23 protein-coding genes and 1 tRNA gene are annotated in these 25,497 nt (G+C 38.6%); 11 read left to right on the top strand and 13 right to left on the bottom strand.

Annotated elements, in window-relative coordinates; genetic code table 11:
• Positions 1 to 403: 403 nt before the first annotated feature.
• Positions 404 to 3,262: a bifunctional fucokinase/fucose-1-phosphate guanylyltransferase gene (locus R3X28_RS11290; protein ID WP_317664357.1), complete on the top strand. Its 2,859-nt coding sequence runs from the start codon at positions 404 to 406 to the stop codon at positions 3,260 to 3,262.
• Positions 3,263 to 3,406: 144 nt separating this feature from the next.
• Here R3X28_RS11290 and R3X28_RS11285 read toward each other — a convergent pair.
• Positions 3,407 to 3,479 (bottom strand) — tRNA-Lys (locus R3X28_RS11285).
• Between the two features lie 145 nt (positions 3,480 to 3,624).
• Between R3X28_RS11285 and R3X28_RS11280 the strand changes: the two genes are divergently transcribed.
• The gene (locus R3X28_RS11280; protein ID WP_317664355.1) at positions 3,625 to 4,140 is read left to right on the top strand and encodes a shikimate kinase; all 516 of its coding nucleotides are present in this window, start codon (positions 3,625 to 3,627) and stop codon (positions 4,138 to 4,140) included.
• On the opposite strand, the gene R3X28_RS11275 is transcribed toward R3X28_RS11280, so the two are convergent.
• From R3X28_RS11275 to R3X28_RS11265, 3 genes are read right to left on the bottom strand one after another with little or no spacing between them, the layout of a single operon-like run.
• Positions 4,132 to 4,629 carry a phosphoribosyltransferase family protein gene (locus tag R3X28_RS11275; protein WP_154366552.1) on the bottom strand — a complete coding sequence of 166 codons (498 nt, stop codon included), beginning with the start codon at positions 4,627 to 4,629 and terminating at the stop codon, positions 4,132 to 4,134. The genes R3X28_RS11280 and R3X28_RS11275 overlap by 9 nt on opposite strands.
• A 10-nt stretch (positions 4,630 to 4,639) precedes the next feature.
• Complete coding sequence (locus R3X28_RS11270; RefSeq protein WP_317664353.1) at positions 4,640 to 5,221, bottom strand: methyltransferase domain-containing protein; 582 nt, start codon at positions 5,219 to 5,221, stop codon at positions 4,640 to 4,642.
• Entirely contained in the window at positions 5,205 to 5,579 is a 375-nt protein-coding gene (locus tag R3X28_RS11265) for an RNA-binding S4 domain-containing protein (RefSeq protein WP_154366554.1), read from the bottom strand. Before R3X28_RS11265 ends, R3X28_RS11270 begins: the two co-directional genes overlap by 17 nt.
• Before the next feature lie 83 nt (positions 5,580 to 5,662).
• Between R3X28_RS11265 and R3X28_RS11260 the strand changes: the two genes are divergently transcribed.
• Positions 5,663 to 6,583: a hypothetical protein gene (locus R3X28_RS11260; protein ID WP_317664352.1), complete on the top strand. Its 921-nt coding sequence runs from the start codon at positions 5,663 to 5,665 to the stop codon at positions 6,581 to 6,583.
• A gap of 75 nt (positions 6,584 to 6,658) precedes the next feature.
• Here the strand turns inward: R3X28_RS11260 and R3X28_RS11255 are convergent, their stop codons facing one another.
• Positions 6,659 to 7,246 carry an outer membrane beta-barrel protein gene (locus tag R3X28_RS11255; protein WP_154366558.1) on the bottom strand — a complete coding sequence of 196 codons (588 nt, stop codon included), beginning with the start codon at positions 7,244 to 7,246 and terminating at the stop codon, positions 6,659 to 6,661.
• 358 nt (positions 7,247 to 7,604) lie between these two features.
• Between R3X28_RS11255 and tgt the strand changes: the two genes are divergently transcribed.
• The 6 genes from tgt to R3X28_RS11225 all read left to right on the top strand — a co-directional run bounded on the left by tgt (position 7,605) and on the right by R3X28_RS11225 (position 14,811).
• Complete coding sequence (gene tgt, locus R3X28_RS11250; protein WP_317664350.1) at positions 7,605 to 8,735, top strand: tRNA guanosine(34) transglycosylase Tgt; 1,131 nt, start codon at positions 7,605 to 7,607, stop codon at positions 8,733 to 8,735.
• A gap of 2 nt (positions 8,736 to 8,737) precedes the next feature.
• The gene (locus R3X28_RS11245) at positions 8,738 to 9,817 is read left to right on the top strand and encodes an LptF/LptG family permease (protein WP_154366562.1); all 1,080 of its coding nucleotides are present in this window, start codon (positions 8,738 to 8,740) and stop codon (positions 9,815 to 9,817) included.
• Entirely contained in the window at positions 9,804 to 10,697 is an 894-nt protein-coding gene (locus R3X28_RS11240; protein ID WP_317664348.1) for a DMT family transporter, read from the top strand. Before R3X28_RS11245 ends, R3X28_RS11240 begins: the two co-directional genes overlap by 14 nt.
• A gap of 55 nt (positions 10,698 to 10,752) precedes the next feature.
• A complete protein-coding gene (locus R3X28_RS11235; protein WP_154366566.1) occupies positions 10,753 to 11,706 on the top strand; it encodes an acetyl-CoA carboxylase carboxyltransferase subunit alpha in 954 nt (317 codons plus the stop codon).
• 168 nt (positions 11,707 to 11,874) lie between these two features.
• Complete coding sequence (dnaB, locus tag R3X28_RS11230) at positions 11,875 to 13,422, top strand: replicative DNA helicase (protein ID WP_154366568.1); 1,548 nt, start codon at positions 11,875 to 11,877, stop codon at positions 13,420 to 13,422.
• Between the two features lie 126 nt (positions 13,423 to 13,548).
• On the top strand, positions 13,549 to 14,811 hold the full coding sequence (locus R3X28_RS11225) for an asparagine synthetase B (protein WP_317664345.1): 1,263 nt from the start codon (positions 13,549 to 13,551) through the stop codon (positions 14,809 to 14,811).
• 83 nt (positions 14,812 to 14,894) lie between these two features.
• Here the strand turns inward: R3X28_RS11225 and R3X28_RS11220 are convergent, their stop codons facing one another.
• The 3 genes from R3X28_RS11220 to R3X28_RS11210 form a co-directional block, all read right to left on the bottom strand.
• Positions 14,895 to 15,035, bottom strand: coding sequence for a hypothetical protein (locus R3X28_RS11220; protein WP_154366573.1), 141 nt, complete (start codon positions 15,033 to 15,035; stop codon positions 14,895 to 14,897).
• Positions 15,036 to 15,175: 140 nt separating this feature from the next.
• On the bottom strand, positions 15,176 to 16,555 hold the full coding sequence (locus R3X28_RS11215) for a hypothetical protein (protein ID WP_317664343.1): 1,380 nt from the start codon (positions 16,553 to 16,555) through the stop codon (positions 15,176 to 15,178).
• 20 nt (positions 16,556 to 16,575) lie between these two features.
• The gene (locus tag R3X28_RS11210; RefSeq protein WP_317664341.1) at positions 16,576 to 18,990 is read right to left on the bottom strand and encodes a TonB-dependent receptor; all 2,415 of its coding nucleotides are present in this window, start codon (positions 18,988 to 18,990) and stop codon (positions 16,576 to 16,578) included.
• 122 nt (positions 18,991 to 19,112) lie between these two features.
• Between R3X28_RS11210 and R3X28_RS11205 the strand changes: the two genes are divergently transcribed.
• Entirely contained in the window at positions 19,113 to 20,105 is a 993-nt protein-coding gene (locus R3X28_RS11205) for an AraC family transcriptional regulator (protein ID WP_317664339.1), read from the top strand.
• Between the two features lie 76 nt (positions 20,106 to 20,181).
• On the opposite strand, the gene R3X28_RS11200 is transcribed toward R3X28_RS11205, so the two are convergent.
• Positions 20,182 to 20,985, bottom strand: a complete 804-nt coding sequence (locus R3X28_RS11200) for an HAD family hydrolase (RefSeq protein WP_154366580.1) — start codon at positions 20,983 to 20,985, stop codon at positions 20,182 to 20,184.
• Between the two features lie 100 nt (positions 20,986 to 21,085).
• Between R3X28_RS11200 and R3X28_RS11195 the strand changes: the two genes are divergently transcribed.
• Positions 21,086 to 21,508: a secondary thiamine-phosphate synthase enzyme YjbQ gene (locus R3X28_RS11195; RefSeq protein WP_317664337.1), complete on the top strand. Its 423-nt coding sequence runs from the start codon at positions 21,086 to 21,088 to the stop codon at positions 21,506 to 21,508.
• Positions 21,509 to 21,633: 125 nt separating this feature from the next.
• Here R3X28_RS11195 and rplT read toward each other — a convergent pair whose 3' ends face one another.
• The 4 genes from rplT to thrS form a co-directional block, all read right to left on the bottom strand.
• Positions 21,634 to 21,978 carry a 50S ribosomal protein L20 gene (gene rplT / locus R3X28_RS11190; protein WP_154366584.1) on the bottom strand — a complete coding sequence of 115 codons (345 nt, stop codon included), beginning with the start codon at positions 21,976 to 21,978 and terminating at the stop codon, positions 21,634 to 21,636.
• Positions 21,979 to 22,071: 93 nt separating this feature from the next.
• Complete coding sequence (rpmI, locus tag R3X28_RS11185; protein ID WP_154366586.1) at positions 22,072 to 22,269, bottom strand: 50S ribosomal protein L35; 198 nt, start codon at positions 22,267 to 22,269, stop codon at positions 22,072 to 22,074.
• Between the two features lie 94 nt (positions 22,270 to 22,363).
• On the bottom strand, positions 22,364 to 22,918 hold the full coding sequence (gene infC / locus R3X28_RS11180) for a translation initiation factor IF-3 (RefSeq protein ID WP_179955090.1): 555 nt from the start codon (positions 22,916 to 22,918) through the stop codon (positions 22,364 to 22,366).
• A gap of 30 nt (positions 22,919 to 22,948) precedes the next feature.
• Complete coding sequence (thrS, locus tag R3X28_RS11175; RefSeq protein ID WP_317664334.1) at positions 22,949 to 24,889, bottom strand: threonine--tRNA ligase; 1,941 nt, start codon at positions 24,887 to 24,889, stop codon at positions 22,949 to 22,951.
• Positions 24,890 to 25,497 lie beyond the last annotated feature (608 nt).

Genomic DNA, 25,497 nt, shown 5'->3' with positions numbered 1-25,497 from the left:
TCCACAACAGAATCATAGCTTAACCATTATTAGCAATTAAAAAGTACATTTATAAAACAATTGACTGTTTTTATCGGAATCCCCAGATATAATTATTTTGGAGTAAAACATATGGTCTATTTATGCGTTTTTATTATCCGTTCTTTTTTCGAAAATTCTAGAAGTGGATGGTATGGTCAATATCGCTTGTGAATATCGATCCCAATATATAACTTCGGGAACTAAGTATTTTGGGTGTTCAATGCATTAACCTTAACTTGATGTGGACATGCCCAAAGATTATTTTTATATCGACCTAAGAATGCACAAAAGGAACATGGGTAAAACCCTTTGAATTTTTTTGATAATCAATAATGCTTTTACTGTGTTCTAAACCAAACGTTTATATTTTCGGACCAAAACCATGAAAAAACTATTATCATTACCTCAAAACCTTGTAAATTATTTTCACCAAATAGAGGACAAAGACAAAGAATCTTGGTTTTGTGCATCTGACCCTGAAGGCAGTCATGTAGGTTCTGGCGGGGGCACGGCATGGCTTTTAAAAGAGATGTGGAAAAACTCCGAAACCGACTTTAATCAATGGTTAAAACAAGAGAAACGTATCATCATGCATGCCGGTGGGCAAAGTAGACGTTTGCCGGCCTATGCACCGTCGGGGAAAATTTTAACGCCCATACCCGTTTTTAGGTGGGAGAGAGGGCAAAAAATAAATCAAAACCTATTAGATCTTCAAATACCACTGTATGAAAAAATACTACAAAAATCCCCCAAGAATTTAAATACCCTTATTGCCAGTGGGGATGTCTATATCCAATCGGATCAGAACATAAAAGAATTGCCAAATGTTGATATTGTGTGTTACGGCCTATGGGCCAATGCGGAATTGGCAACGAATCACGGAGTTTTCGTCTGTAATAAAAATGCTTCTGAGGAACTGTTGTACATGCTCCAGAAACCTTCGCCCAAAATTTTGAAAAATTTATCGCAAGATCAATTGTTTCTGATGGATATCGGTATTTGGGTGTTAAGTGATAAGGCCGTAAATGTGCTTTTGAAACATTCGGGATATTCCTTAGGGCAAAACGGGCGGTTGTTGACGCCGGAAAACTTGAGTTTTTATGATTTATACAGTGATTTTGGGCTTAACATGGGTAGCCATACCGAAGGGAAGAATCCAGAAATAAATGATTTGAAAATTTCGATACTGCCGTTGCCAAAGGGGGAGTTTTACCATTTTGGAACCAGTAGGGAGCTGATTTCTTCAACCCTTTCCATACAAAATAGGATAATAGACCAACGGTCAATATTACATAAAGATGATAAACCACATTCATCTATGTTCGTTCAAAATGCGGATATAAAAATCAAGTTGAGACCGGACCAGAGAAATTTGTGGATCGAGAATTCGTATATAGGTGAAAATTGGGAATTGCAATCTGAACATATTATTACAGGGGTTCCTGAAAACAATTGGGAATTAAAGCTGCCTACTGGTGTATGCTTGGATATTGTACCAATTGATGGTGATTCTTATTGTATACGGCCTTATGGTTTTTTTGATGCTTTTCGAGGGCCCTTGAATGTAGACTCTACCGTTTGGATGGGAGAAAGTTTTGCTAATTGGCTTTTGCATCGTGGTGTTGCATTCCCTGATTTGGATTTTCCTGAAGATACAGATTTGCAAGCGGCGGCAATTTTCCCGGTTTTAAAACTGAATGGATCATTTGGAGAATTACTTACTTGGATGATAAACCCCAGTAAAAACAAGGAGCTTTTGTCACTATGGCTTTCTTGTGAGCGATTATCGGCCAATGATATATCTAAAAGGGCCTCATTAAGTCGCTTGTATGATCAACGCGAACTTTTCAGGAACAAGAATATTGTTCAGCTTCATAGTAATTATACGAAAAGCGTTTTCTATCAGTCCGACTTAAATTATATAGCCCAACATGTAGCGCAGAATAAAATAGATTTAAAGCCCAATCTTTCATTTGACAATACGTTTCAGCAAATGCAAGAGTTCATGTTTCAGGCAAAAATCAAAAAATATTTAAATCAGGACAATACGATCGAAGAGCAAAAGGCCTTCGATTTATTAGGGGATATTATTGTAGACAGTTTGGGCTACGAACAACCGGAACCCAAGCTGAATATTTTTCATGATCAAATTGTCTGGGGAAGAAGTCCTGTGAGGATAGATATTGCTGGTGGCTGGACGGATACCCCGCCGTATAGTATTGCCTATGGCGGAGCTGTCGTAAATATGGCCATTAATTTAAATGGTCAGCCTCCGTTGCAAGTGTACATTAAACCATCGAAAGAATATAAGGTTATTTTACGTTCCATTGATATTGGCGTTCGTGAGGATATATCCACATACGAGGAAATTTCAGGTTTCAAGCAGGTAGGTTCTGCATTTTCCATACCAAAAGCCGCCTTGTTTTTATCTGGCTTTAATGATAAAAGTTCATTTAAAAATCTTGAAGAACATTTAAAGGCGTTCGGTTCCGGTATTGAGATTACCATGCTGGCAGCTATTCCCAAGGGTTCTGGGCTTGGTACTAGTTCTATATTATCGGCCACAGTGTTAGGGGCTTTATCAGATTTCTGTGGATTGAAATGGGATCAGAACGATCTGAACCAACGAACTTTGGTTTTAGAGCAATTGTTGACAACTGGAGGAGGTTGGCAAGATCAATTCGGGGGTATTTTGCCAGGTATTAAACTTATAGAAACCCAAAAAGGAGGTAATCAGACACCGAATATCAGTTGGGCCCCGGAGTTTATATTTTCCAAGCCTGAGAATAAAGCCCGTATGCTACTTTATTATACAGGGATAACACGAACCGCTAAGAATATACTTTCTGAAATTGTTACAGGGATGTTCTTGAATGAATCAAGGAACACCAAAATCCTTAAGGATATAAAAGAGCATGCTTTCGAAACGTTTAAGGTTCTGCAAAGTGCGAATTTTGAAGATTTCAGCGATTGTGTGGCCCTAACTTGGGAACAAAAAAAGAAATTGGATAGAGGTATAAACCCTCCAGAGATAGATAAACTTATTGATATTATAAAAGATTATGCTTCTGCATACAAGTTGCCCGGTGCCGGTGGTGGTGGGTATTTGTATATTATCGCAAAAGACCCTAATGCGGCAGGGATTATCAGGAAATTGCTCAATGAAAACCCTCTGAATGACCGTGCACGTTTTGTAGATATAGATTTATCCAATACCGGATTTCAGGTAACTAGGTCGTAGTGCGATTAAAAAATCACGCCTGGTTTTGGCGAGCTATGACTTATGCCTTGGAGAATTCTTGTTATATCTGGGGATAAGGAAAAACCAAAAGGGGAACTTAAGAACAAATAAAAAGCCTCAACTTAATTGTTGAGGCTTTTTAAGTGACCTGGCTGGGGCTCGAACCCAGGACCCTCTCCTTAAAAGGGAGATGCTCTACCAACTGAGCTACCAGGTCAAAATGTTTTAAAATGCTTACTAAGTTTCCTCGTTAGCGGCTGCAAATATAAGATCATTTGTTTATTTAACAAGCCTATTTTAAATAAATTTTAGTTTTCTTTGAAATCAATAGCAATTGATACAACTTAAAATAGTTAAAAATCGTGAAGATAGTTTTGGTCGGATACATGGGGAGCGGGAAGTCAACAATAGGCAAGACCCTTTCCAAACAGTTGAATGTTAAGTTTATAGACTTGGATGCTTATATTGAGGAAAAGGAAGGTATGTGTATATCCGAACTATTTAAAAGTAAGGGCGAAATTTTTTTCAGGAAAAAAGAATTTGAATATCTAAAACAGATTTTAAATAGTACCGATAACTTTATACTTTCAACAGGAGGGGGTACTCCGTGTTATGGGAATAATATGCAAGCGATTATCGAGGCTTCTCCCAATGTTTTTTACTTGAAACTTACTATTGAAGGGCTTTTGAAAAGATTGGCCCCAGGAAAGGCCCATAGGCCCTTGATCGCGAATATTCCGGACGAGGAATTGCCTGAATTTATTGGGAAACATCTTTTTGAGCGCAGTTTCTTCTATTCAAAGGCGCACCATTCTATCTTAAGTGATGGTAAAAGTATAGCCGCGATAGTTAACGAGATAGAGCAACTCTTAGTCTAAATAGACCATATCGTCCTTTGCTTTAAACTGAACATGAACATGTTCCTGTAATGAGGTTGATAAGGATATACCCTTATAGTCAGCTTTGACCGGATATTTTTTGTGGTTACGGTCAACCAATACAGCCGTCTTTAATTGCTTTAAGGGGCTTTTCAGGAAATGGTACACGCCATAGATCAAGGTTGTACCTGAATTGAGTACATCATCGACTAATACAACGGACTTGTCCTTATAGTCTTTTTGGTCTATGGATGTTTTGACTTCACCTTCCAACGGATTTTTTTTGTTCATCGAAACCTTGCAGAGTGTAATTTCAGCCTCGGTAATACTGCGAAGTACATGTTGTATTTTCTTCGCGAATTTTAATCCGCCACCTTCTATGCCCGCTATAATGATTTCTTTTTCAGAAACATTGGCCTCGTATATTTGATAAGCGATGCGTCGTACTTTATGCTGTATTTTTTGATGGGATAATATTTTGTTCTGCATGGTCCTGAATTTACTTTTCAAAGATAAAGAACAGTTCTTTACCTTTTCTGGGTTTAATCGAATTAAATGCCGTTTCTAAAGTCTTAATTTTAAAAACACCTTCAAAGATGTTTCTGTACTCTGCCTCGCCTCCTCCAAACGGAGGGCCATCTATGAATGAACGGTCAAAAAGTAATCCGACCAATCTTCCGTCTTTAGCTAACAGGTCATACATTTTCTTGGCATAGTCGGTTCGCTGTTCAGGGGGCAAGGAACAAAAGAAGGTCTGTTCAAGGATTAGGTCGAATTCCATGTCTTTTAACTCGAAAAAATCTGAATGTATCAATTGGTCTTCGGGAAAATCAGGTATTCTGGTTTTTATGTTGTTCAGGGGATGGGCAGAGATGTCGACAACCTGTAGATTGGTATAACCGGCCTTGAATAGATATTCTACCTCATAACCGTTTCCCGCCCCGGGAATGAGGATATTAGTGTTTTTGTCGGTCAATTGATCAATGTAAGCTTTAAGTGGGGGTGAGATATGACCAAGGTCCCAAACCAGTTTGTTCTGGTCGTATTTTTTATCCCAATATGCTTTATTCAGATTCATCATCCAGATAATCATCGATTTCCCTACGGTCTTTTTTGGTAGGCCTACCCGTTCCTTTTTTTCTGTAATATGCTTTTGAGTATTTTAATAGCTCTTCATTCTCAAAGGCTTCTTTAGGGGTGGTGTCCTTTCTATAGATATCCACTAATTTGGCGCCGACCCTGCTCGAGGGTATATCCAAAACGGTGAATTGTAGGTTTATTTGATTCTTGCGTACTATGACCTCATCGGTAGGGTAAACCTCCCTAGAAGGTTTTACTGCCTGTCCATTTACTTTAACCTGCCCCTTTTTGCAGGCAGTGGAGGCAATATTCCTGGTCTTGAAATATCGGGTATGCCATAAGTATTTGTCAATACGCATAGTCTAATAAAATTCTTTGTTAAGGAACTCTGCAAAAATACATAAAATTGTATCTTGCGACCTTAAATTGCTAATTGGAGAAAATGAAAAACAGTATTTTAATACTTTTAATGGTATTTCTTGCATGGTCATGTAAAAAAGATGATGATGAGGATGAGGTTATAGTGGTTGAAACTAGTTCTTTGAGTGAAGTGTCTATAGAAAATGATGCCGAGATCAGGGAATATTTAGAGACCCATTTCTACAATTATGAGGATTTTGCCGCAAAATCGGAAGGTTTCGATTATACGATAAGACTGGATACGATTGCTGGTGATAATTCGGATAAGATTCCTTTGATCGATCAGGTGGAATCTATCAAGGTCAATGTAGACTCCGATGATTTTAACCTTAGTACTGAGGAAGAAGATGTTGAGCACACCTTATATTATTTGACTGCTAGGGAAGGTGTTGGTGTTTCTCCAACGGTCGTTGATTCGTTGTATTTGAATTACGAGGGTTCCCTTTTGGACGGAAGTGTTTTTGACAGCAAAACCGGAGGACCCGTTTGGTTGGATTTGGTTAACACCGTTACCGGATTTAAAAACGGATTGTCATTGTTCAATTCCGGAGGGGACGTTGTTGAAAATGAAGATGGTACTTTTGAAGTTGAGGGTTCTGGAGTAGGACTGTTGTTCATTCCTTCAGGATTGGCCTATTTTTCAAGTAGTACGGTGGGTGAATCCTATGCGCCTATTATTTTTAAGATCAATGTTCTTAGGGTAGAAGAATCCGATCACGATCAAGACGGGATACCAACGATTCAGGAAGATATAAATGGGGATTTGGATATTGGTAATGATGATACCGATGAAGACGGTTTTCCAGATTATTTTGATCAGGATGATGATGGGGATGGTATAGCCACAAAAACAGAAATCTCCGATGACGATGGGAATATCATTATCCCATATCCGGATACCGATAATGACGGTACGCCGGATTACCTGGATCCTGACAATTAGAAAGTTTTTAACTCAATACAAAAAAATCCCCGATGGTCGACCATCGGGGATTTTTTTGTGGAACGTTCTTCTCCTTTATAGGTTAAGGGATAAACTAACTATGATTTGATCAGGCCTGGTATCAACCCTATTAGGTTCCAGGTCGGTTATGTTTGTACTAATGAAATTTACTTCATTACTGTTGAAACCTCTTTCATATCGTAAATCGATTCCAAATTTTCCCAAGTTTACACCTGCTCCGAAATTAAAACCAACCGTAAAGTCATTTTCAACATCCTCAGTGGTTATTCCTTCAAATTCAGTATCCAATATATACTGAAATGCAGGGCCTGCAAAAATATGTAATGGGCCAATTACTTTTGCCCCTACCAATACTGGAAGGTCCAACTTGCTCATATCGAATTTATCACCATCATAATCTGATTTTGTTTTGGTATAGACCAATTCGGGTCGTACGTACAAGCGATTTCCTATTTTTCCGAAAATTCCGATATGGTAGCCCATGTTTCTACTAGGATCTTCATATGCATTTTCGGCAGAATTGAAATAATCGCCATTGGCACTATAATTCAATCCGGCTTTTATACCAAAACCAGGGCCTATTTGGGCAAAAGAAGTAAAACTTGCCAAGGCAAAAATTGCTAATAAAATCGTTTTTCTCATAATGTGTTTGTTTTTTCTGAATAGGATTCAGGGTTATATTTGGCATCTTATACAACGCCATTTTTAATGATCACGTATTACAAAAAGAACGACAACGCTTTTCCTTTATTGTTACAGTATTCCATATCATTATTGAATATTTGTGCTTTTATGGGGTAAAAGATTTTGGTAAATTGAAAAAGGCTGACTCATAAAGTGACCCAAAGATTATCTTAAATGACCTAGGCTACAAGTAGTGCTGCCATTTTGTATTGTACGGCCGTTCTCTTAGATCGTATTATAAAATTAGGCAACTTTATTTTTTCGTTAAGGACTTTATGATGGGCAGATGATTATATTTGCCACTTTAAATAACAAGGTGCAATTTACATTAGAACATACAGACACTCAGAGCAAGGCCCGTGCAGGTAAGATGGTTACGGATCATGGGGTTATCGAAACCCCTATTTTTATGCCGGTTGGTACGGTAGCCTCGGTCAAAGGAGTACATCAAAAAGAATTAAAGGAAGAGATTGATCCCGATATCATTTTAGGGAATACCTATCATTTGTTCCTGCGTCCTAAAACCCAGATTCTTCAACAGGCCGGTGGCTTGCATAAATTTATGGGTTGGGATCGGAATATTTTGACCGATAGTGGTGGTTATCAAGTCTACTCCTTATCCGCAAATCGAAAGATCAAAGAAGAAGGGGTCAAGTTCAAATCACACATTGATGGTTCCATGCATATGTTCACACCGGAAAATGTAATGGAAATCCAACGGGTTATCGGGGCCGATATCATCATGGCCTTTGATGAATGTACACCCTATCCATGTGATTATAACTATGCCAAACGATCCATGCACATGACACATCGTTGGTTGGATCGTTGTATAGCCCATTTAGAGAAAACACCTTATGCATACGATTATACCCAATCCTTTTTTCCCATAGTTCAAGGCTCAACGTATAAAGATCTTCGAATACAATCTGCTGAATATATAGCGAATGCAGGAGCGGAAGGGAATGCGATAGGCGGACTCTCGGTGGGGGAACCGGCAGAGGAAATGTACGCCATGACCGAAGTGGTCTGTGATATCCTGCCAGAAGACAAGCCCAGATACCTAATGGGTGTAGGTACGCCGATCAATATATTGGAGAATATAGCACATGGGATCGATATGTTCGACTGTGTAATGCCTACGCGTAATGCCAGAAACGGTATGTTGTTTACGGCCCATGGCACGATCAATATCAAGAATAAAAAATGGGAAGATGATTTTTCCCCTATTGACGAAATGGGAACTACATTTGTAGATAGGGAGTATTCAAAGGCTTATTTAAGGCATTTGTTCGCGGCCAATGAATATTTGGGCAAGCAAATTGCGACGATCCATAATCTAGGATTTTACCTTTGGTTGGTCCGTGAGGCAAGAAAGCATATTTTAGCAGGGGATTTTACCACATGGAAAAATGTCATGGTAAAGCAGATGGATAAAAGATTATAGTGTTGAGTATTATAGATAAGTACATATTAAAGCGGTATTTGGTCACTTTTGCAGTGATGTTGTTGCTTTTTGTGCCTATCGGTATCATGGCCAACCTTGCGGAACAGATCGGTAAAATGATCGATAATGATGCCCCTACCAATGAAATTGTCATATACTATCTCAATTTTACCATTTATATCGGGAGTCTGCTTTTTCCCATATTTCTGTTCTTGTCCATTATTTTCTTTACCTCGAAATTAGCGAGTAATACAGAAATCGTGGCTATTTTAAGTTCTGGGGTTTCCTACGGCCGCTTTCTAAGACCCTATCTCATAGGCGCTTCTATTATTGCCGCCACCATGCTGGTTATGGCGATGTTCATTGTGCCGAATGCCAGTAAAGGGTATAATGAATTCAAGTATAAATATCTGAAAAAAGGAAAGAAAGATAGGATTACCAGTAACATTTTCAATCAATTGAATGAGAATGACTTCCTTTATGTAAGTAGTTTTGACCCGGCCAGGCAAAATGCCAATAAATTCACCTTTGAACGTTTCAACGACGATAATACTTTGAATTTTAAGATATCGGCCAATAGTATTCGTTGGGTCGAAAAAGACAGTATGTACCGTTTGATCAAATATACAAAGCGAAAAATGGTAGGGGATTCGGCCATTATCGAGACTAAAAATAGGTTGGACACTCTGTTCGCTTTTAAAATATCTGACCTTACCCCGGTTTCCTATATTGCAGAGACCAAAAACCTTTACGAACTCAATAAGTTTATAAAAGATCAACGAAGAAAAGGGGCCTCGAACATTAACAGTTATGTGTTGGTAAAATATAGGAGATGGGCTTTACCCTTGACGGCATTTATTCTTACGATCATTGCGGTTGCCGTATCATCGGTAAAAAGGCGAGGAGGTATGGGTATTAATTTAGCATTTGGTATAGGTGTGGCCTTTATATATATCTTCTTTGACAAAGTCTTCGGAACCTTGGCCGAACAGGCTGGTTTTTCACCCTTATTAGCGGTGATCATTCCTAATATTGTTTTTGGTATTTTAGCTTTTTACCTTCTGCAACATGCCAAACGATAAATTAAAAGATTACTTACATCTACATTTGATCGTATTTATCTGGGGCTTTACAGCGGTTCTCGGTAAATTGATAACAATAGATGCGCTTCCATTGGTTTGGTACCGTATGGGTATAGCATCTCTTCTTATTTTTCTTTATATCCGTTTTAAGAAGTTGCCACTTAAGGTTTCAAAAAAAGCGATGATTTGGATGATTGTCGGAGGAATTACAATTGCCTTACATTGGGTCACTTTTTTCAAGGCCATTAAGGTTTCCAATGTTTCGGTGACTTTGGCTACGATGTCTACTGCCGCTTTCTTCACAGCGATTCTTGAGCCTATTTGGTACGGGAGAAAAATCGTTCCCTATGAGATTGCATTCGGTTTGATTGTAATTGTAGGATTATATTTGATCTTTCAGGTTGAAACCGATTATCTATATGGAATTGTCCTTGCTTTGATATCGGCTTTCTTATCGGTCATTTTTACATTGATAAATGGAAAGTTGGTCAAATCGCAAAAACCTTCGGTCATTTCATTTTATGAATTGGGATGTGGCGTATTATTTCTGACGGTCTTTATGGCTTTTCGAGGAAGTTTTACCCAAGAGTTCTTTTCACTCTCTATAAATGATTGGATTTTTATTGGAATACTGGCATCAATATGCACAGCCTATGCATATATCGCCTCGGTAAAGGTTATGCGCCATATAACCCCTTATACCGTAGTTTTAACGGTGAATCTAGAGCCTGTTTACGGTATTATCCTTGCCTTTTTGATCTTAGGTGACGATGAGAAAATGAATCCCGTCTTCTACATGGGCGCATTCATTATAATTCTCACTGTTGTGGCTAATGGGGTGTTGAAACAAATGAACGTAAAAAAAATTAGGAAGGGATAAGGTTCCCTTAGATTATTTTATATTTGCATGCAAACTAACAAAACCTACACGACCCATGGAATATTTGGATTTTGAACTTCCCATAAAAGAATTAGAGGATCAACTGGATAAATGTATGATCATCGGGGAAGAGAGTGATGTTGATGTAAGCGAAACCTGCAAGCAGATCGAAAAGAAATTGATTGCCATGCGTAAGGATATTTATAAGAACCTTACCGCTTGGCAACGGGTTCAGCTTTCCAGGCACCCGAATAGGCCATATACTTTGGATTATATCAATGCGATTTGTGGCGATACCTTTTTGGAACTTCATGGGGATCGTACCGTGAAGGACGATAAAGCCATGATCGGTGGACTTGGAAAAATAGGTGATCAAAGTTTTATGTTCATTGGTCAACAGAAAGGATATAATACAAAAACACGCCAATATCGAAATTTCGGTATGGCCAACCCAGAAGGGTATAGAAAAGCTTTGCGTTTAATGAAATCTGCCGAGAAATTCGGTGTGCCCGTTGTCTGTTTTGTAGACACACCTGGTGCTTATCCCGGTATAGAAGCAGAAGAAAGGGGGCAAGGAGAGGCCATTGCAAGGAATATCTTGGAGATGACACGATTAAAAGTTCCTATTATCGTCATTATCATTGGCGAAGGTGCCTCGGGAGGCGCGTTGGGTATTGGAGTAGGTGATCGTGTATTGATGTTGGAGAATACTTGGTATTCGGTAATTTCACCGGAATCCTGCTCTTCGATCCTTTGGAGAAGCTGGGAATTTAAAGAACAAGCAGCGGAAGCCTTGAAACTTACCGCACCAGATATGAAAAAGTTGAAATTAATCGATGAAATCGTAAGGGAACCCGTTGGTGGGGCCCATAGTAATCGTGAGAAAACTTTTGAGGTCGTAAAAAATAAAATAATCACCCATTTTGAGGAATTGGAAAAGTTATCACCAAAAAAATTGGTGGAATTGCGAATGGATAAATATGCCAATATGGGGGTTTTCAATGGCTAATCCTTGGTTTTAATCAAGGTAGGTCCGTCTAACCCTTTTCAATTCAATTCTTTTTTCTGTTATCAACAGATTTTGTAACTTATCAACAGGTAAATTGTTAATGAACCGTTGAAATAGTTACGCCTAAAACTCATGTTAACTTAAGGTTAATTACATATTTTCGTATCCATGGAAAAACCCAAGCCACTTATTGGCCATAAGATAGACAAGTCTACGATCATTAATCTTGAAAGAGGTAAAATACCTCCTCAAGCAGTTGATTTAGAGGAAGTTGTGCTTGGTGCTATGATGATTGACAAGAAAGGTGTAGACGAGGTAATCGATATATTACACCCTGATGTTTTTTATAAAGATGCCCATCGTTTTATCTATGAGGCTATCTTTAAGTTGTTTGAAACCTCTGAACCGGTAGATTTATTAACCGTTTCATCCCAATTGAAGAAAGATGGAAAGTTGGAATCCGCAGGAGGGGATTTTTATCTTATAAAACTTACCCAAAAAGTCGCTTCTTCGGCACATATTGAGTTTCATGCCAGGATTATTTTACAGAAGTATATTCAACGAAGCCTGATTAAAATATCCAACGAGATCATTGAGGAGGCCTATGATGAAGGTACCGATGTTTTTGATCTTTTGGATGAAGCCGAATCCAAATTATACGATGTTACCCAAGGTAACCTAAAACGATCTGCGGAAACAGCACAGAATCTGGTTATCCAAGCTAAGAAAAGGATTGAGGAAATTTCAAATAAAGAAGGGCTTAGTGGTATACCATCGGGTTTTGATAAACTCGATAAGCTAACATCGGGTTGGCAGCCTAGTGACTTGATCATTGTCGCGGCCCGTCCAGGTATGGGTAAAACGGCCCTTACGTTGTCAATGGCCCGTAATATTGCTGTTAATTCTGAAATTCCGGTAGCTTTCTTTTCGCTTGAAATGTCATCGGTACAGTTGATTACCAGGTTAATATCATCGGAAACCGGTTTGTCTTCGGAAAAGTTACGTACGGGTAAGCTCGAAAAACACGAATGGGAACAATTGAACGTAAAGGTTAAAACTTTGGAAAAGGCCCCCTTGTTCATTGATGATACACCATCCTTATCCATCTTTGATCTTCGGGCAAAAGCGAGACGTTTGGCATCGCAGCACGGTATTAAAATGATCATGATCGATTATTTGCAATTAATGACTGCAGGTGGTAGTCAAAAAGGAGGGAACCGTGAACAGGAGATTTCGACTATATCGAGAAACTTAAAGGCCCTTGCGAAAGAACTGAATGTTCCTGTTATTGCATTGTCCCAGTTATCCAGGGCGGTGGAGACCCGTGGAGGAAGTAAAAGACCTATACTATCAGATTTAAGGGAGTCCGGGGCGATTGAGCAGGATGCCGATATCGTTTCTTTTATCTATAGGCCCGAGTATTATAAAATAGATGAGTGGGATGATGAAGAGCGCACGCCAACACAAGGTCAGGCCGAATTTATCGTTGCAAAACACAGAAATGGTGGACTTGAGAACATTAGGTTGAAATTTATCGGTAATCAAGGTAAGTTCGATAACCTGGACGATTTTGATTCTCCTTTCGAGTTTCAATCCAAAATGAATGCGGATGATGAAAATCCTTTCGTTACCAAAAACCTACCGAACGCAAATGAAGCTTTTGGTAGCTCAATGAATGACCATCTAGGTTCGGATGACAGTGATGTCCCGTTCTAGTCAAGCAAGGTCAAAATTCTTTATTGGTTAGGTAAAAATAATAGGCACAAGGGGTTTAACCTTTTCTTACATGATCCATATTCATTTTTCCTGTAACTTTGGGAAGGTAACCCAAGTTCTATTTTAATGCGTAAATCTCTCTTTTTTCTTTTATTTTCCTTTTTTTCTCTAAGTATTTACGCTTCATCCATTCTTATACCTATGGATGCCGATAGCCAAGAAAATCATCTGAAGGCCTACGGAATTACTTATTGGGTACTCTCAAAACAGCAAAAAGTTCAATGGTTGTTAAATTATAGGGGAGGCTCTTTCTTGCTTCCTGATGGGGAAAATATCAGAAGGGAATGTCAGATTCGTGGGGTTTCGTTTGAAATTCTTTCAGACGGGCAAGCCCAAGGAATCTTGGATGATATCAGTAGTCCTTCACAAAATCAAGAAGCGGTAATACTTGAAAAAGCACCCAAAATTGCCGTGTATTCCCCAAAGACCAATCAACCTTGGGACGATGCCGTGACCATGGTGCTTACTTATGCCGAAATTCCTTATGTAACGGTTTATGATGAGGAAGTGTTGGGCGATAAGTTGGTTTTATACGATTGGTTGCACCTTCATCATGAGGATTTTACAGGTCAGTACGGAAAATTTTATGGGGCGTATAGGGCTACTCCATGGTATATTAAAGGAAAGGAAGAGGCTGAAGCCTTGGCTCATAAGTTGGGCTATGAAAAGGTTTCTGAGGAAAAAAGGGATGTAGCCTTGAAAATAAGGAATTATGTTATTGGCGGCGGTTTTATGTTCGCCATGTGCTCGGCTACTGATAGTTTTGATATAGCCTTGGCCGCCGATGGGGTTGATATTTGTGAACCTATGTTCGATAATGACCCTTCGGATGCCAATTACCAAAGTAAATTGGATTTTGGAAAAACCTTTGCCTTTACTGATTTCACCTTGGAACGGAACCCTTTACGATATGAATTTTCTTCGATAGACATGACCACTAAAAGAGGTGAAGTACCAAAGGAGTCCGATTATTTTTCATTGATGGATTTTTCCGCTAAGTGGGATCCGGTACCTACAATGTTATGTCAGAACCATACTGCGTTGGTCAAAGGTTTCATGGGTCAGACCACTGCATTTGCCCGTAAACAGATAAAACCAACGGTACTTATTTTGGGAGAGAATAAGATAAATGGTGAGGCACGTTACATACATGGTATAAAAGGAAAGGGGTTCTTTACCTTTTACGGCGGTCATGATCCTGAAGATTACCAGCATAGGGTAGGGGACCCAAAAACTGAACTGGAACTGCATCCAACATCTCCTGGTTATAGGCTTATTTTGAACAATGTTCTGTTTCCAGCAGCAAAGAAAAAGAAACAAAAAACTTAGTGAGTCCTTCGAGGATTACTCTATTTCGGTGTCTTTTGATTCATATAAGGGCAATGTTCACAATTAACATCCTCATAATATCATTAGCTAAGAAAAGTAATCTCTTCCTTGACCAATTCAGGGGTAGTATAACCCTTGGTTTTGAAAGTGGGCATTTCTTCCCAAATTGAAAATAAGATAAAGACTTGGAACAGTAAGCCCAATGGCATTTTGTGTATTGGCATACTGACATGTTAATGCCTTAGGTCTTAATCAAGGCATTCATTGTAGGGTTTCGTAAGTCTTTTGCAATTTTTTTTGATTGGATATAGCTAAACCATTACCGGACCAAAGGTCCGGTAATGGTATATTTGAACTTAATGGTTTACCATGCGCCAATGAAATGGCTACCTGTAGTATTGACCAATTCGGCACCTTTGGTCACTGTGCCGGTCTCGGTATCTATAATATAAATGTTTCCATTTTGACCTACTGGTGCTTGTGTAACATAGATTTCCGTTCCATCTACGGCATAACCTTGGTACTGGAATAATTCAAAATCCACGTCATAAGGAATGTCATTTATTTTGGTTGCTGTTTTTGTGTTTAGATCAACTAAAGCGAAAAAGCTTTCCCCTCTACCAGAGATGCCTTCTATAGAACCATCATGACGGTATGCAAGAACGGCTTTTCCATTGGCTGCAGGTCTCCATGCCAAGACATAGGCCCCTGTTACCCCTAAGGCATAATCAAGGTTAAAATCATATGAATCATCATATAGATTGTCAGCTCCTATTTTTAGGATATAGGAACCTTCTGGGTCGCTTTGGTTGGCTTGGTAAACACTTCCACCGTATTCAAAAGCATTGATACTACGGTACCCATTGGTGTTCCCGTGTCCTATAGTTGAAGTAATTATGGTAGGATTCAATAAGGAAGGGTAATCCAATACAATGGTTTTAGAGCCTAAGATCTCATAATCACTTTCACTTTCAAGGGTCGTAGGGTCTATTTTGCTAACACGGGCACCAATATATAATTTGTCTCCCGCATCATTCAAAACCGGCATATCTATTCTAGAAATATAATAACCAGCAACAGATTCTTCTTCGCTCAACGTAATTATATGCTCTTCAAAATTGTTTATTTGAGAATCTACCAGGTCTAATGTAACAACACCAATGGTTGAGTTTGTATATAGATAAGTGTCATCAGTGACATCATCTGGAGTGTCATTATTATCAACTTGATGTTCTGTAGACACATAGACAGCTGCTCCGGTTTGATCTCCGTCAAATAATTTAATCCATCTTGGGGCGGTTCCAACGTAAGGGGCAATACTTATTTCTGATCCGGTCTGGGTAAACGTTCCCCCTCCTTCTACTGTATATTTTGAATAATTACCTCCAGTATCGCCCGCGTAACTAATGTTGAAAATAGTATTGCCGTCTTCAGTAGCTTGAAGTCTAGCGGTTCTGTTAGATGGAGCTACAAAACCATTGTTGAATGGATCTATTTGTACTGTTGGGTCTTTAGCATCTTCACTGGTTACGGAATATATCAATGTACCTCCGTTTCCGTCACCGGGTTCATCACCCATTTTTGCCCCTGCAATGGTTATCCATCTTGATTCTCCATTTCCCTCTTCCTCTTCTTGTTCGGGATCAGGGGTTACTGTATTGTCATCACTACTACATGCAGCCATAAAACCAGCGGCAAGTATGGTTAAGGTAAATGATCTTAAATTTAATAATGGTCGTTTCATATTAGATTCTATTTAGATAATTAAAAATTGTTGATCGTATAATTCAGTTTAAAATAAAAAGCTCTTCCAGGTTTTTGTACCGATAGGTTGTCGTATATATCCTGATCAAAAATATTTTTGATGTCAAAGCTGAACACAAAATTCTTTTTTGGGAATGTATAGCTTAGACCAAAATCTTGGGATATCTGTTGGGGAATTAGAAATTCATCTTCCCCTGTAGTGTTCGTTCCTGCTGCGAACTTAAATGCAAATTCATCGGTATAATAGATGTTATAGAATAGGTTGATTAATGATTTTGATTGAATGAAGTTGTTTATGGTGTACCTTAAACCCGCGTTCATGGTAGATAAGGGTACGTTGGGTACATTGGTTTCAACACCTGAATTTACGGTGGTTAAATCCATATGGGTTATATTAAAGTTGAAGCCGAGGATATTGTTGTACGTATACTTGAGCTCAGCTTCAATCCCTTTGGATTCTGCGGTATTCTCTAAATTGGTGTATTGTACAAATTCGTCACTTTCCCTTAATCCATCTGCATTTGCGGGCAACCCGATTCTATTTTCAATATTTCGGGCAAAGAAGTTAGCTGCTAGTGTTATTCCGTGCTTTTTTAAATTGAACTCCCCTAGTCGAAAACCAATATTTAGATTATTGCTAGTTTCTGGTTGAATGGTAAGGTTCGGAAGTAGATTGTCACCGGCATCTCCAAAAACTTCATTTTCGCTTGGTAAACGAATGGCTTTTTCTGCTGATGTCAATAGGGTGACAGTAGGGCTAATAATATATGAAGCCGCAAAACCATACCCAGTATAATCCACATTACTTTCGTAAACTTCATCTATTACTTCGGTATTGTCGTCATTAAATACCGGTTGTGTGTTTTTGACCTTTTGTTGGTAATATTTAACAAAGGCATTTGTTTTAAATTTTTCTTTAAAGGCCTTTAGTTCATAGCTTAAGGAAGAAATGTTTTTGTATAAATCACTTGTTTGTTGAAAGGTATTCTCAAGTAATGAAATCATTTCGTCGCTATCTTCCCGATCTACCCCACTATATACATGATTAAGTAATACTTTGTGATTGTTATTGATGGTATAGGATAAACCGGAGCGTACAGAGGAAACTTTTCTTTCGATTTTTGCCAAAGTAGGTCCGTTTTCATTTTGAGAATCCCATATATAGTCTATATATTCGCCGTCAAAGCCTACTAATCTTTCGCCGGTCCAACTATAGGCTTGGGCAACGGTATCGTTGATTTTGCGGTTTCGTTTGCCATATACACCGTTGATATTTAGGTCTAGCCCTTTTGCAAAGAGGTTTTTTTTCTGATAGGTTAAATTACCAAGAAGAGCGTCCGATTCTAAAAAACGTCCTTTATAAGGTAATTTCGTGACAAAGGTTCCGTGTTGTACCTCATTATATTCATCGGAGGCCGTAACACCTATTAATAATTGTTCGGCCCACTTAACATTGGTAAAACCAATTTGGGCCATGCCTCCTGTAGAACGGTAGGCGTCATTGAACCTTCTGGCGACTATGGGGGTTTCTACTCCGTTTGGAGCAATATCCACAATGGTTTTCCCGGATATTTTGTAGTCGTTATCTGAATAATTGTGAAATACGGAAGACTTAACGGTAAATCCGGATTTTTGAAATCTATAAGCGCCGTTCAAATTAGTTTGTAAGGTATTGAAAGAACCGTAAGAAACAGAAGCGTTCAAGTTGTTCTTTGTGCTTTTATGTAAAACTATATTTATGGCTCCGCCCACAGCATCACTGGATAAATGCCCCGGAACCACTCCTTTATATACTTCAATATTTTTGATCATGGAAGGGGGTATACTGTTTAAGCTAAAGGAAGAACCATATACGGAAATGGGAATCCCATCAATAAAAATACTTACCGATCTACCGGATAGGCCGTTTAAGCTATACTGGGCATTAGAGCCTAAACCTCCATTTTGACGGATTTTTACCCCGACCGTGGTGTTTAGCAATTCATTTGTTTGGATATTGCGTAGGCCTGCTTCCTCTGTTTTGAGGGCATTTACAGCAAAACCTGCGGTTTCCTTCTCGGTTTCCAAGGTCTTGCCATTTACTGTAACTCCCTCTAAATGTTCGGTGTTTTCCGAAAGTACAAAGTCCATATGTAGCTTCTTCTCCTTATCTCCAATAACTATTTTTTTAGAAATTGGCCTAAAGCCTATATAGGATACACCTACCGTATATGGGCCATTTGGGATGTTTTGTATTTCGTATTGCCCGCTCTCATCGGTTTGTACGCCTATGGATGTGCCTTTAAGAAGAACTGTCGCCCAAGGTAAGGGCTGACCGTGACTACCAAATACCTTTCCTGAAATGGAGGACTTTTGTGAATGTCCGATTGCGGTAAACGTTAGGATCAAAAAAGTTATAAAAAATGTTCTGCCCATTATTGAATTATAATAACTATATTTATTTAGATTAAATCTTAATAGTGTTATATTGCAAAACTAAAATAGGTTTTCAAGAGGGGGTAACGCAAAAGGAAATTTTAATTACGTAAAAGGAAGTAATGGAGCTAAGATTGATAAAGGAGGGAGATAAACAATATCTGCATAAAAATATCAAAGGGGAGAAGTTGTTCAGAAATGTACATATTCGTAATTCCGTTAGATTCGAAACGATTGAAATTGATTTAAAGGAAGGTGAGGCCACCGTTAATGGGACGGCTTTTTCCAATAAGGTTAGGCCCGATGGGAAAAACCTTGAAATGTGTGTTTCAAGTAATTGTCCCGTATTGAAACTTCATTTTTCTCTACAAGGAGGGTATCGTCATGAACCGTTGAATAACGAGGGTCTTTCAATTCATATTCCGGAGAGTCATTGCAATATGTATTACGTGCCGAGTTTGAAAGGAAAGGATGTATTTTCAGATGAAAAAACAAAAATCTTTGAGATCTATGTGGCGCATGACTCAATTGACCACCTATTATACGGTGAATTTAAAGAAAGGATTTCAGAATTACATGATGCTATAGACCAATTAAAAACTTATGTATTATGGGAAAAAAGTAAGCCTATATCCGCTAATATCTTGAGCAAGATAAATGAGATTATAAAATGCCCTTATACAAATAAAGTTAGAAAATGTTATTTGGAAAGCAAACTGACTGCCTTGTTAATAGATTTTTTGTTAGGTAAGAACCCTTCCAAGGCAATGGAAAGTGAGTTGGATATTCCGAAAGCTGACTATCAGGCCTTGGAAAAGGTCGAGGTATTCATCACAAAAAATTTAAAGAAACCACTTAATATTTTGGATTTGGCCAGAATTGCAGGATTCAATGCCACCAAACTCAAAAGGGATTTTAAAAAGGTTTATGGGATGCCTGTCTTCAAATATATTACGACCCTTCGAATGGAAGCGGCAAAAAAAATGATTATTGAAGAAGAGCTTCCCATAGCTCATGCGGCATACGAAGTAGGGTATGCCAATCCCCAACATTTTACAGCAGCGTTTAAAAGAACCATGGGCTATTTGCCCAGTGCCCTTAAGCGAGGGAATTAAATGAAGTGGTCCTTATATCTTATTGCACCCATGAATTATTAAGAGAGGCTTGTATCGAATACTACTAGGTGCTGATTTATTGAGTATCCGTTATAAGTTTTTCCAAGATTTGTTCAACCCCTAAATCGTCATTACTCGATGTGGCATAATTGGCCACTTCTTTTACGTTGGGATGTGCATTTTTCATGGCAAAACTAAAATGTGCATTCTGTAGCATTTCCAGGTCATTATTGTAATCTCCAAAAACCATCGTTTCCATAGGGGAAATATTATAAAGTTGTTGAAGTTTCTGAAGCGCAAAACCCTTATTTGCTTCTGGACTGGAAATATCTACCCAGTTGGGACCGGAAACCTTGACCTTTAGATCACCTTCTAAGTGTTGTACTGCGGGGTATATGTATTGTTCGGAACTCTCGGAATGGTAGATGGCGATTTTCATGATTTCCGCATCTACTTCAGAAAGGTCCTCGACAATTTCATAAGCGGAATAATATTGTTTTAGAAAATCTACAAAAGACTCCGATTCACCTGTAAGATAAGCTTTCTGCTTACCGCAAAGAACTGAATTGATATTTTCTATGGTCTTAAGCACTCCTAAAATATCATGCCGTTGTGCAATGGGTAGTAATGTGGCGAGTAATTCTTCCTCTTTACGCCTTACATATGCCCCATTTTCCGATACAACGATAATATCGTCTTTGATGGTCTGCAACTTTCCTACAATACTGTTGTATTGTCGGCCACTGGCGGCTACAAATAGGATATCTCGTTTTTTCAGTTCATCGAACAATTCAAAAAAGCGATTACTTACTTCGTGATTGGAATTCAGTAGGGTGCCATCCATATCGGTGACCACCATTTTTATTTGTGATAGATCCATTTGGTTTTTATAAGCAGCAAAGGTATTTCTTAAGGTTAAATAATAAGAATATAATGTATAAAGTTTATATTAACATCTTAATTATTTTTTCGGTGAAGTCATGAAATGCTATCAAAAAGAAATACGATTAAGGCCTTATGTAAGGGGGTATCATATAATTACTGGCGATATTTTGCAAAATATGACAGAGGTCAAGCACATTCAACAAGGAATGTTACAAGTGTTTATTAAACATACTTCGGCAAGTTTAACCATTAATGAAAATGCAGATCCATCGGTAAGGGAAGATTTTGAAAGTCATATGAATGTGGTGGTACCGGAAAATGCACCCTATTATATACATACGTATGAGGGTTCGGATGATATGCCTGCCCATATTAAATCTTCTTTATTGGGTGCTTCAGTACAGATTCCGATTACAAAGGGTAGATTGAACTTAGGAATTTGGCAGGGCATCTATTTGTGTGAACATAGGAATAATGCCTCTGGTAGAAATTTGGTTATTACCGCTTTTGGAATTTAGGATACGTATATCAATGCAAGCTTTTGATAAACCGATTATTCCCTTCGTTGGTTGCGCCCTAAAGGGTATAAAAAAATCCGACTCGTTAAAGTCGGATTTTTTAAAGTGAGATATAATGTTCTTATTTATTTTACTTTCTCTACAATGGCCTTGAAGGCATCTGGGTGGTTCATGGCCAAATCGGCTAATACCTTACGGTTTAACTCAATGTTATTGGCTTTTACTTTACCCATGAATTGTGAGTAAGACATTCCGTGCATTCTCGCACCTGCATTAATACGGGTAATCCATAGGGCACGGAAAGTTCTTTTCTTGTTTCTACGGTCTCTATAAGCATATAACATTGCTTTTTCAACCGCGTTTTTGGCTACTGTCCAAACGTTTTTACGTCTTCCAAAGTAACCTTTGGCTTGCTTCATCACTTTTTTTCTTCGTGCTCTTGAAGCTACTGCATTTACTGATCTTGGCATAATTTTAATTGTTTTTGTAGTAGGCGTCCTGTATGTATATCAGAATCTTTTATTGCCTATCTCCAGGGTTAATGATAATTACCGAAAGAAGAATTACTTTAAGCGTAATTGTTCTTTAATACTGTTTACGTCATGGTCATGTACCAATGCGGAATGAGTTAACGCAAGTTTACGCTTTTTCGATTTCTTTGTAAGAATGTGGCTCTTAAAAGCGTGTTTTCTTTTGATTTTACCGGAACCAGTAAGCTTGAATCGCTTTTTGGCACTGGATTTTGTTTTTTGTTTAGGCATTTTTTCCTATTTATATTAATCTCACTTGTTTATGCTGAACAAGCCCCTATAAGGGCTTGAGTCAGTATCCTTTTGAAAAACCCCAAAGGGTTGTTTATTTTTTTGTTTTAGGGGCGATGAACATGGTCATCCGCTTTCCTTCTAATTTAGGCATTTGTTCAACCTTGCCCAATTCCTCTAATTCTGAAGCAAGGCGTAATAACAAAATTTCACCTTGGTCCTTATATACTATCGATCGTCCCTTGAAGAATACATAAGCTTTCAATTTAGCTCCGTCTTTTAGGAACTTTTCGGCATGTTTCTTTTTGAACTCGTAATCGTGGTCATCGGTATTCGGACCGAACCGAATTTCTTTGACCACTACCTTTGAAGCTTTCGCTTTCATCACTTTCTCCCGTTTCTTTTGCTCGTAGAGAAATTTCTTGTAATCTATGATTTTACAAACAGGTGGGTCTGCCTTGGGTGAAATTTCCACCAAGTCCAAACCTAATTCTTCTGCTTTTGCCATTGCCTGGGGCAACGTGTAAACACCCACTTCAATATTGTCACCCACCAATCTAACGTTGGGTGAAATGATTCTTTCATTGATCTTGTGAGGGTTTTTGTTTTCCCTCCTAGGTTGGGGCCTAAATCTTTTTCGTATTGCTATGACTAAGTAATTTTAATTAAACTTCAATTTTTAAAACGACTTTAAGGTACTATTTATTTCTTTAGTGACCAAGTCAACGAAATCCTGTACACTAATAGAACCTAAATCTTCACCTCCGTGTCTTCGGATAGCGATGGTATTATGTTCTTCCTCACTTTCTCCTACAATCAGCATAAATGGTGTTTTGCCCATTTCAGCTTCACGTATTTTCTTTCCTACAGTTTCGTTCCTGTTATCAATGAGGGCGCGAATTTCGTTATTTTCCAAGGAATTTAAAACTTTTTCCGCATATTTTTCATGTTTCTCGCTCACTGGCAGTATAATGGCCTGCTCGGGAATCAGCCATAATGGGAAATTTCCTCCGGTATGTTCCAATAATAGGGCTATGAATCGCTCCATGCTTCCAAAAGGTGCGCGATGGATCATTACCGGTCTATGTAACTCGTTATCGCTGCCTTTATAAGTTAGGTCAAAACGTTCCGGTAAGTTGTAATCTACTTGTATGGTTCCTAATTGCCAATTTCTTCCTAAGGCATCTTTAACCATAAAATCCAATTTCGGACCATAAAAAGCAGCTTCGCCACTTTCAATTACATAATCCAGTCCTTTTTCCTTAGCAGCATTTATGATAGCATTTTCAGCTTTTTCCCAATTTTCAACCGAGCCAATGTATTTGTCGGGGTTATCCAAATCCCTTACGGAGACTTGGGCTTTGAAATTTTCAAAACCTAATGAACCCAATACATATAAGGATAGGTCAATTACTTTCTTGAACTCTTCATCCAATTGTTCTGGTGTACAGAAAATGTGGGCATCGTCTTGGGTAAATCCTCGTACCCTTGTTAAGCCGTGGAGTTCGCCACTTTGTTCATATCTATATACTGTGCCGAATTCGGCATAACGTTTTGGTAATTCTTTATAACTAAATGGCTTGGTGTTATAAATTTCGCAGTGGTGCGGGCAGTTCATCGGTTTTAGTAAAAACTCCTCACCTTCCTTAGGTGTGTGAATAGGTTGAAAACTGTCCTCACCGTATTTTGCATAGTGTCCAGAGGTTACATAAAGTTCTTTCTGACCTATATGTGGTGTTACCACCATTTCATATCCTGCTTTTTTCTGTGCTTTTTTCAAGAAATCTTCCAAACGTTCCCGTAGGGCGGCTCCTTTGGGCAGCCACAATGGAAGGCCTTGTCCTACTTTTTGTGAAAAAGCGAAAAGTTCCAGTTCCTTACCTAACTTTCTATGATCTCTTTGTTTGGCCTCTTCCAATAACTGTAAGTACTCGGTAAGTTCTTTTTGTTTAGGAAAGGAAATCCCGTAAACTCGGGTGAGTTGTTTTTTGTTTTCATCACCTCTCCAATATGCGCCGGCGACACTTAATATTTTTATGGCCTTTACTATACCGGTGTTGGGAATGTGTCCACCACGACATAAATCGGTAAAAGTATCGTGATCACAAAAGGTAATAGTACCGTCCTCAAGGTTTTCTATAAGTTCAACCTTGAATTCGTTTCCTTGCGATTTGTATTTTTCCAGAGCTTCCGCTTTTGATACGGGGTGCATTTTGAAATCATGTTTGCCCCTTGCGATTTCCAAGGCTCTCTTTTCGATGGAAGGAAAATCTTTCTCCGACACGGTGTGTTCCCCAAAATCAACATCATAATAGAATCCGTTTTCAATCGCGGGACCAATGGTCAATTTCGCCCCAGGGAACAATTCTTCCAAAGCTTGGGCAACAATATGTGAAGAAGAATGCCAGAAGGCTTTTTTTCCTTCATCATTGTTCCATGTATATAAGGTAAGGGAACCGTCCTCATTTAAGGGGGTCACCGTCTCAACAATGGTATCGTTGAATTTTGCGGAAATGACATTTCGTGCCAAACCTTCGCTTATGCTCTTGGCAACATCCATTGGAGTGCTGCCTTTGCTGTACTCCTTGATAGTTCCGTCTGGTAAAGTAATCTTGATCATGCTTCTTTTATGACAATAAGGGTACAAAGATACTATCTTGTATTCATGCGGGCAATATATGTAGGTATGTTTTTAGGGGGTATCCCTGGCTGTGGAAAAACGAAGGTGTCGGGGCGTTCTTTAGATACATTGATTAATTTCATCGTATCGTTCCTGTCTATAGTATAATTAAAAAGGAGGCATTCTTGCCAGTTTTAAAATAAAGTGTTAGATTTAATACCCTTTTTTAAAATTTATTTAGTTTCTAAGTTCTTCGGAAATAAAGGGTTATAATGTTTTTGGTGTTTTTTTGAAAAAAACCTTTTAAAAAAGTCTTGTTTGGAAGGAAAATGGTTGTAGATTTGCAGCCCGAAACGATTAAGGTCGTTGGGTAAAAAAGGTCTTCGGGCCACGTTCATTGAGTAGCTTGTGTGTGTCGGATTGAAGGGAAAAAAAGTTTTTTTCATTTTTATTTGGCGGTGTCGAAAAGGGTTGTATATTTGCACCCGCTTTGAGACACAGGGACAGGATTTAGAGCTTGTCCGACAGGAGGTATTTGGAGCGGCGACCCTTTAAGGAGGGCGTTTTAGGAGTTCATTGAAATATTGTAAAGACAGCGTATTTGGAAG

Source organism: Maribacter sp. TH_r10 (assembly GCF_033101095.1).
Lineage (GTDB): Bacteria > Bacteroidota > Bacteroidia > Flavobacteriales > Flavobacteriaceae > Maribacter_A > Maribacter_A luteus.
Note: the sequence above shows the minus strand (reverse complement) of the source record. Positions and strands in the feature narration are given on the sequence as shown.

Bases quoted from the DNA above. Each gene is read 5' to 3' on its own strand.
- R3X28_RS11290 (WP_317664357.1), top strand. From the start codon at position 404: ATGAAAAAACTATTATCATTACCTCAAAACCTTGTAAATTATTTTCAC.
- R3X28_RS11275 (WP_154366552.1), bottom strand. From the start codon at position 4,629: ATGCAGAACAAAATATTATCCCATCAAAAAATACAGCATAAAGTACGA.
- R3X28_RS11270 (WP_317664353.1), bottom strand. From the start codon at position 5,221: ATGATGAATCTGAATAAAGCATATTGGGATAAAAAATACGACCAGAAC.
- R3X28_RS11265 (WP_154366554.1), bottom strand. From the start codon at position 5,579: ATGCGTATTGACAAATACTTATGGCATACCCGATATTTCAAGACCAGG.
- R3X28_RS11260 (WP_317664352.1), top strand. From the start codon at position 5,663: ATGAAAAACAGTATTTTAATACTTTTAATGGTATTTCTTGCATGGTCA.
- R3X28_RS11255 (WP_154366558.1), bottom strand. From the start codon at position 7,246: ATGAGAAAAACGATTTTATTAGCAATTTTTGCCTTGGCAAGTTTTACT.
- R3X28_RS11240 (WP_317664348.1), top strand. From the start codon at position 9,804: ATGCCAAACGATAAATTAAAAGATTACTTACATCTACATTTGATCGTA.
- R3X28_RS11235 (WP_154366566.1), top strand. From the start codon at position 10,753: ATGGAATATTTGGATTTTGAACTTCCCATAAAAGAATTAGAGGATCAA.
- dnaB (WP_154366568.1), top strand. From the start codon at position 11,875: ATGGAAAAACCCAAGCCACTTATTGGCCATAAGATAGACAAGTCTACG.
- R3X28_RS11225 (WP_317664345.1), top strand. From the start codon at position 13,549: ATGCGTAAATCTCTCTTTTTTCTTTTATTTTCCTTTTTTTCTCTAAGT.
- R3X28_RS11220 (WP_154366573.1), bottom strand. From the start codon at position 15,035: ATGCCAATACACAAAATGCCATTGGGCTTACTGTTCCAAGTCTTTATC.
- R3X28_RS11215 (WP_317664343.1), bottom strand. From the start codon at position 16,555: ATGAAACGACCATTATTAAATTTAAGATCATTTACCTTAACCATACTT.
- R3X28_RS11210 (WP_317664341.1), bottom strand. From the start codon at position 18,990: ATGGGCAGAACATTTTTTATAACTTTTTTGATCCTAACGTTTACCGCA.
- R3X28_RS11205 (WP_317664339.1), top strand. From the start codon at position 19,113: ATGGAGCTAAGATTGATAAAGGAGGGAGATAAACAATATCTGCATAAA.
- R3X28_RS11200 (WP_154366580.1), bottom strand. From the start codon at position 20,985: ATGGATCTATCACAAATAAAAATGGTGGTCACCGATATGGATGGCACC.
- R3X28_RS11195 (WP_317664337.1), top strand. From the start codon at position 21,086: ATGAAATGCTATCAAAAAGAAATACGATTAAGGCCTTATGTAAGGGGG.
- rplT (WP_154366584.1), bottom strand. From the start codon at position 21,978: ATGCCAAGATCAGTAAATGCAGTAGCTTCAAGAGCACGAAGAAAAAAA.
- rpmI (WP_154366586.1), bottom strand. From the start codon at position 22,269: ATGCCTAAACAAAAAACAAAATCCAGTGCCAAAAAGCGATTCAAGCTT.
- thrS (WP_317664334.1), bottom strand. From the start codon at position 24,889: ATGATCAAGATTACTTTACCAGACGGAACTATCAAGGAGTACAGCAAA.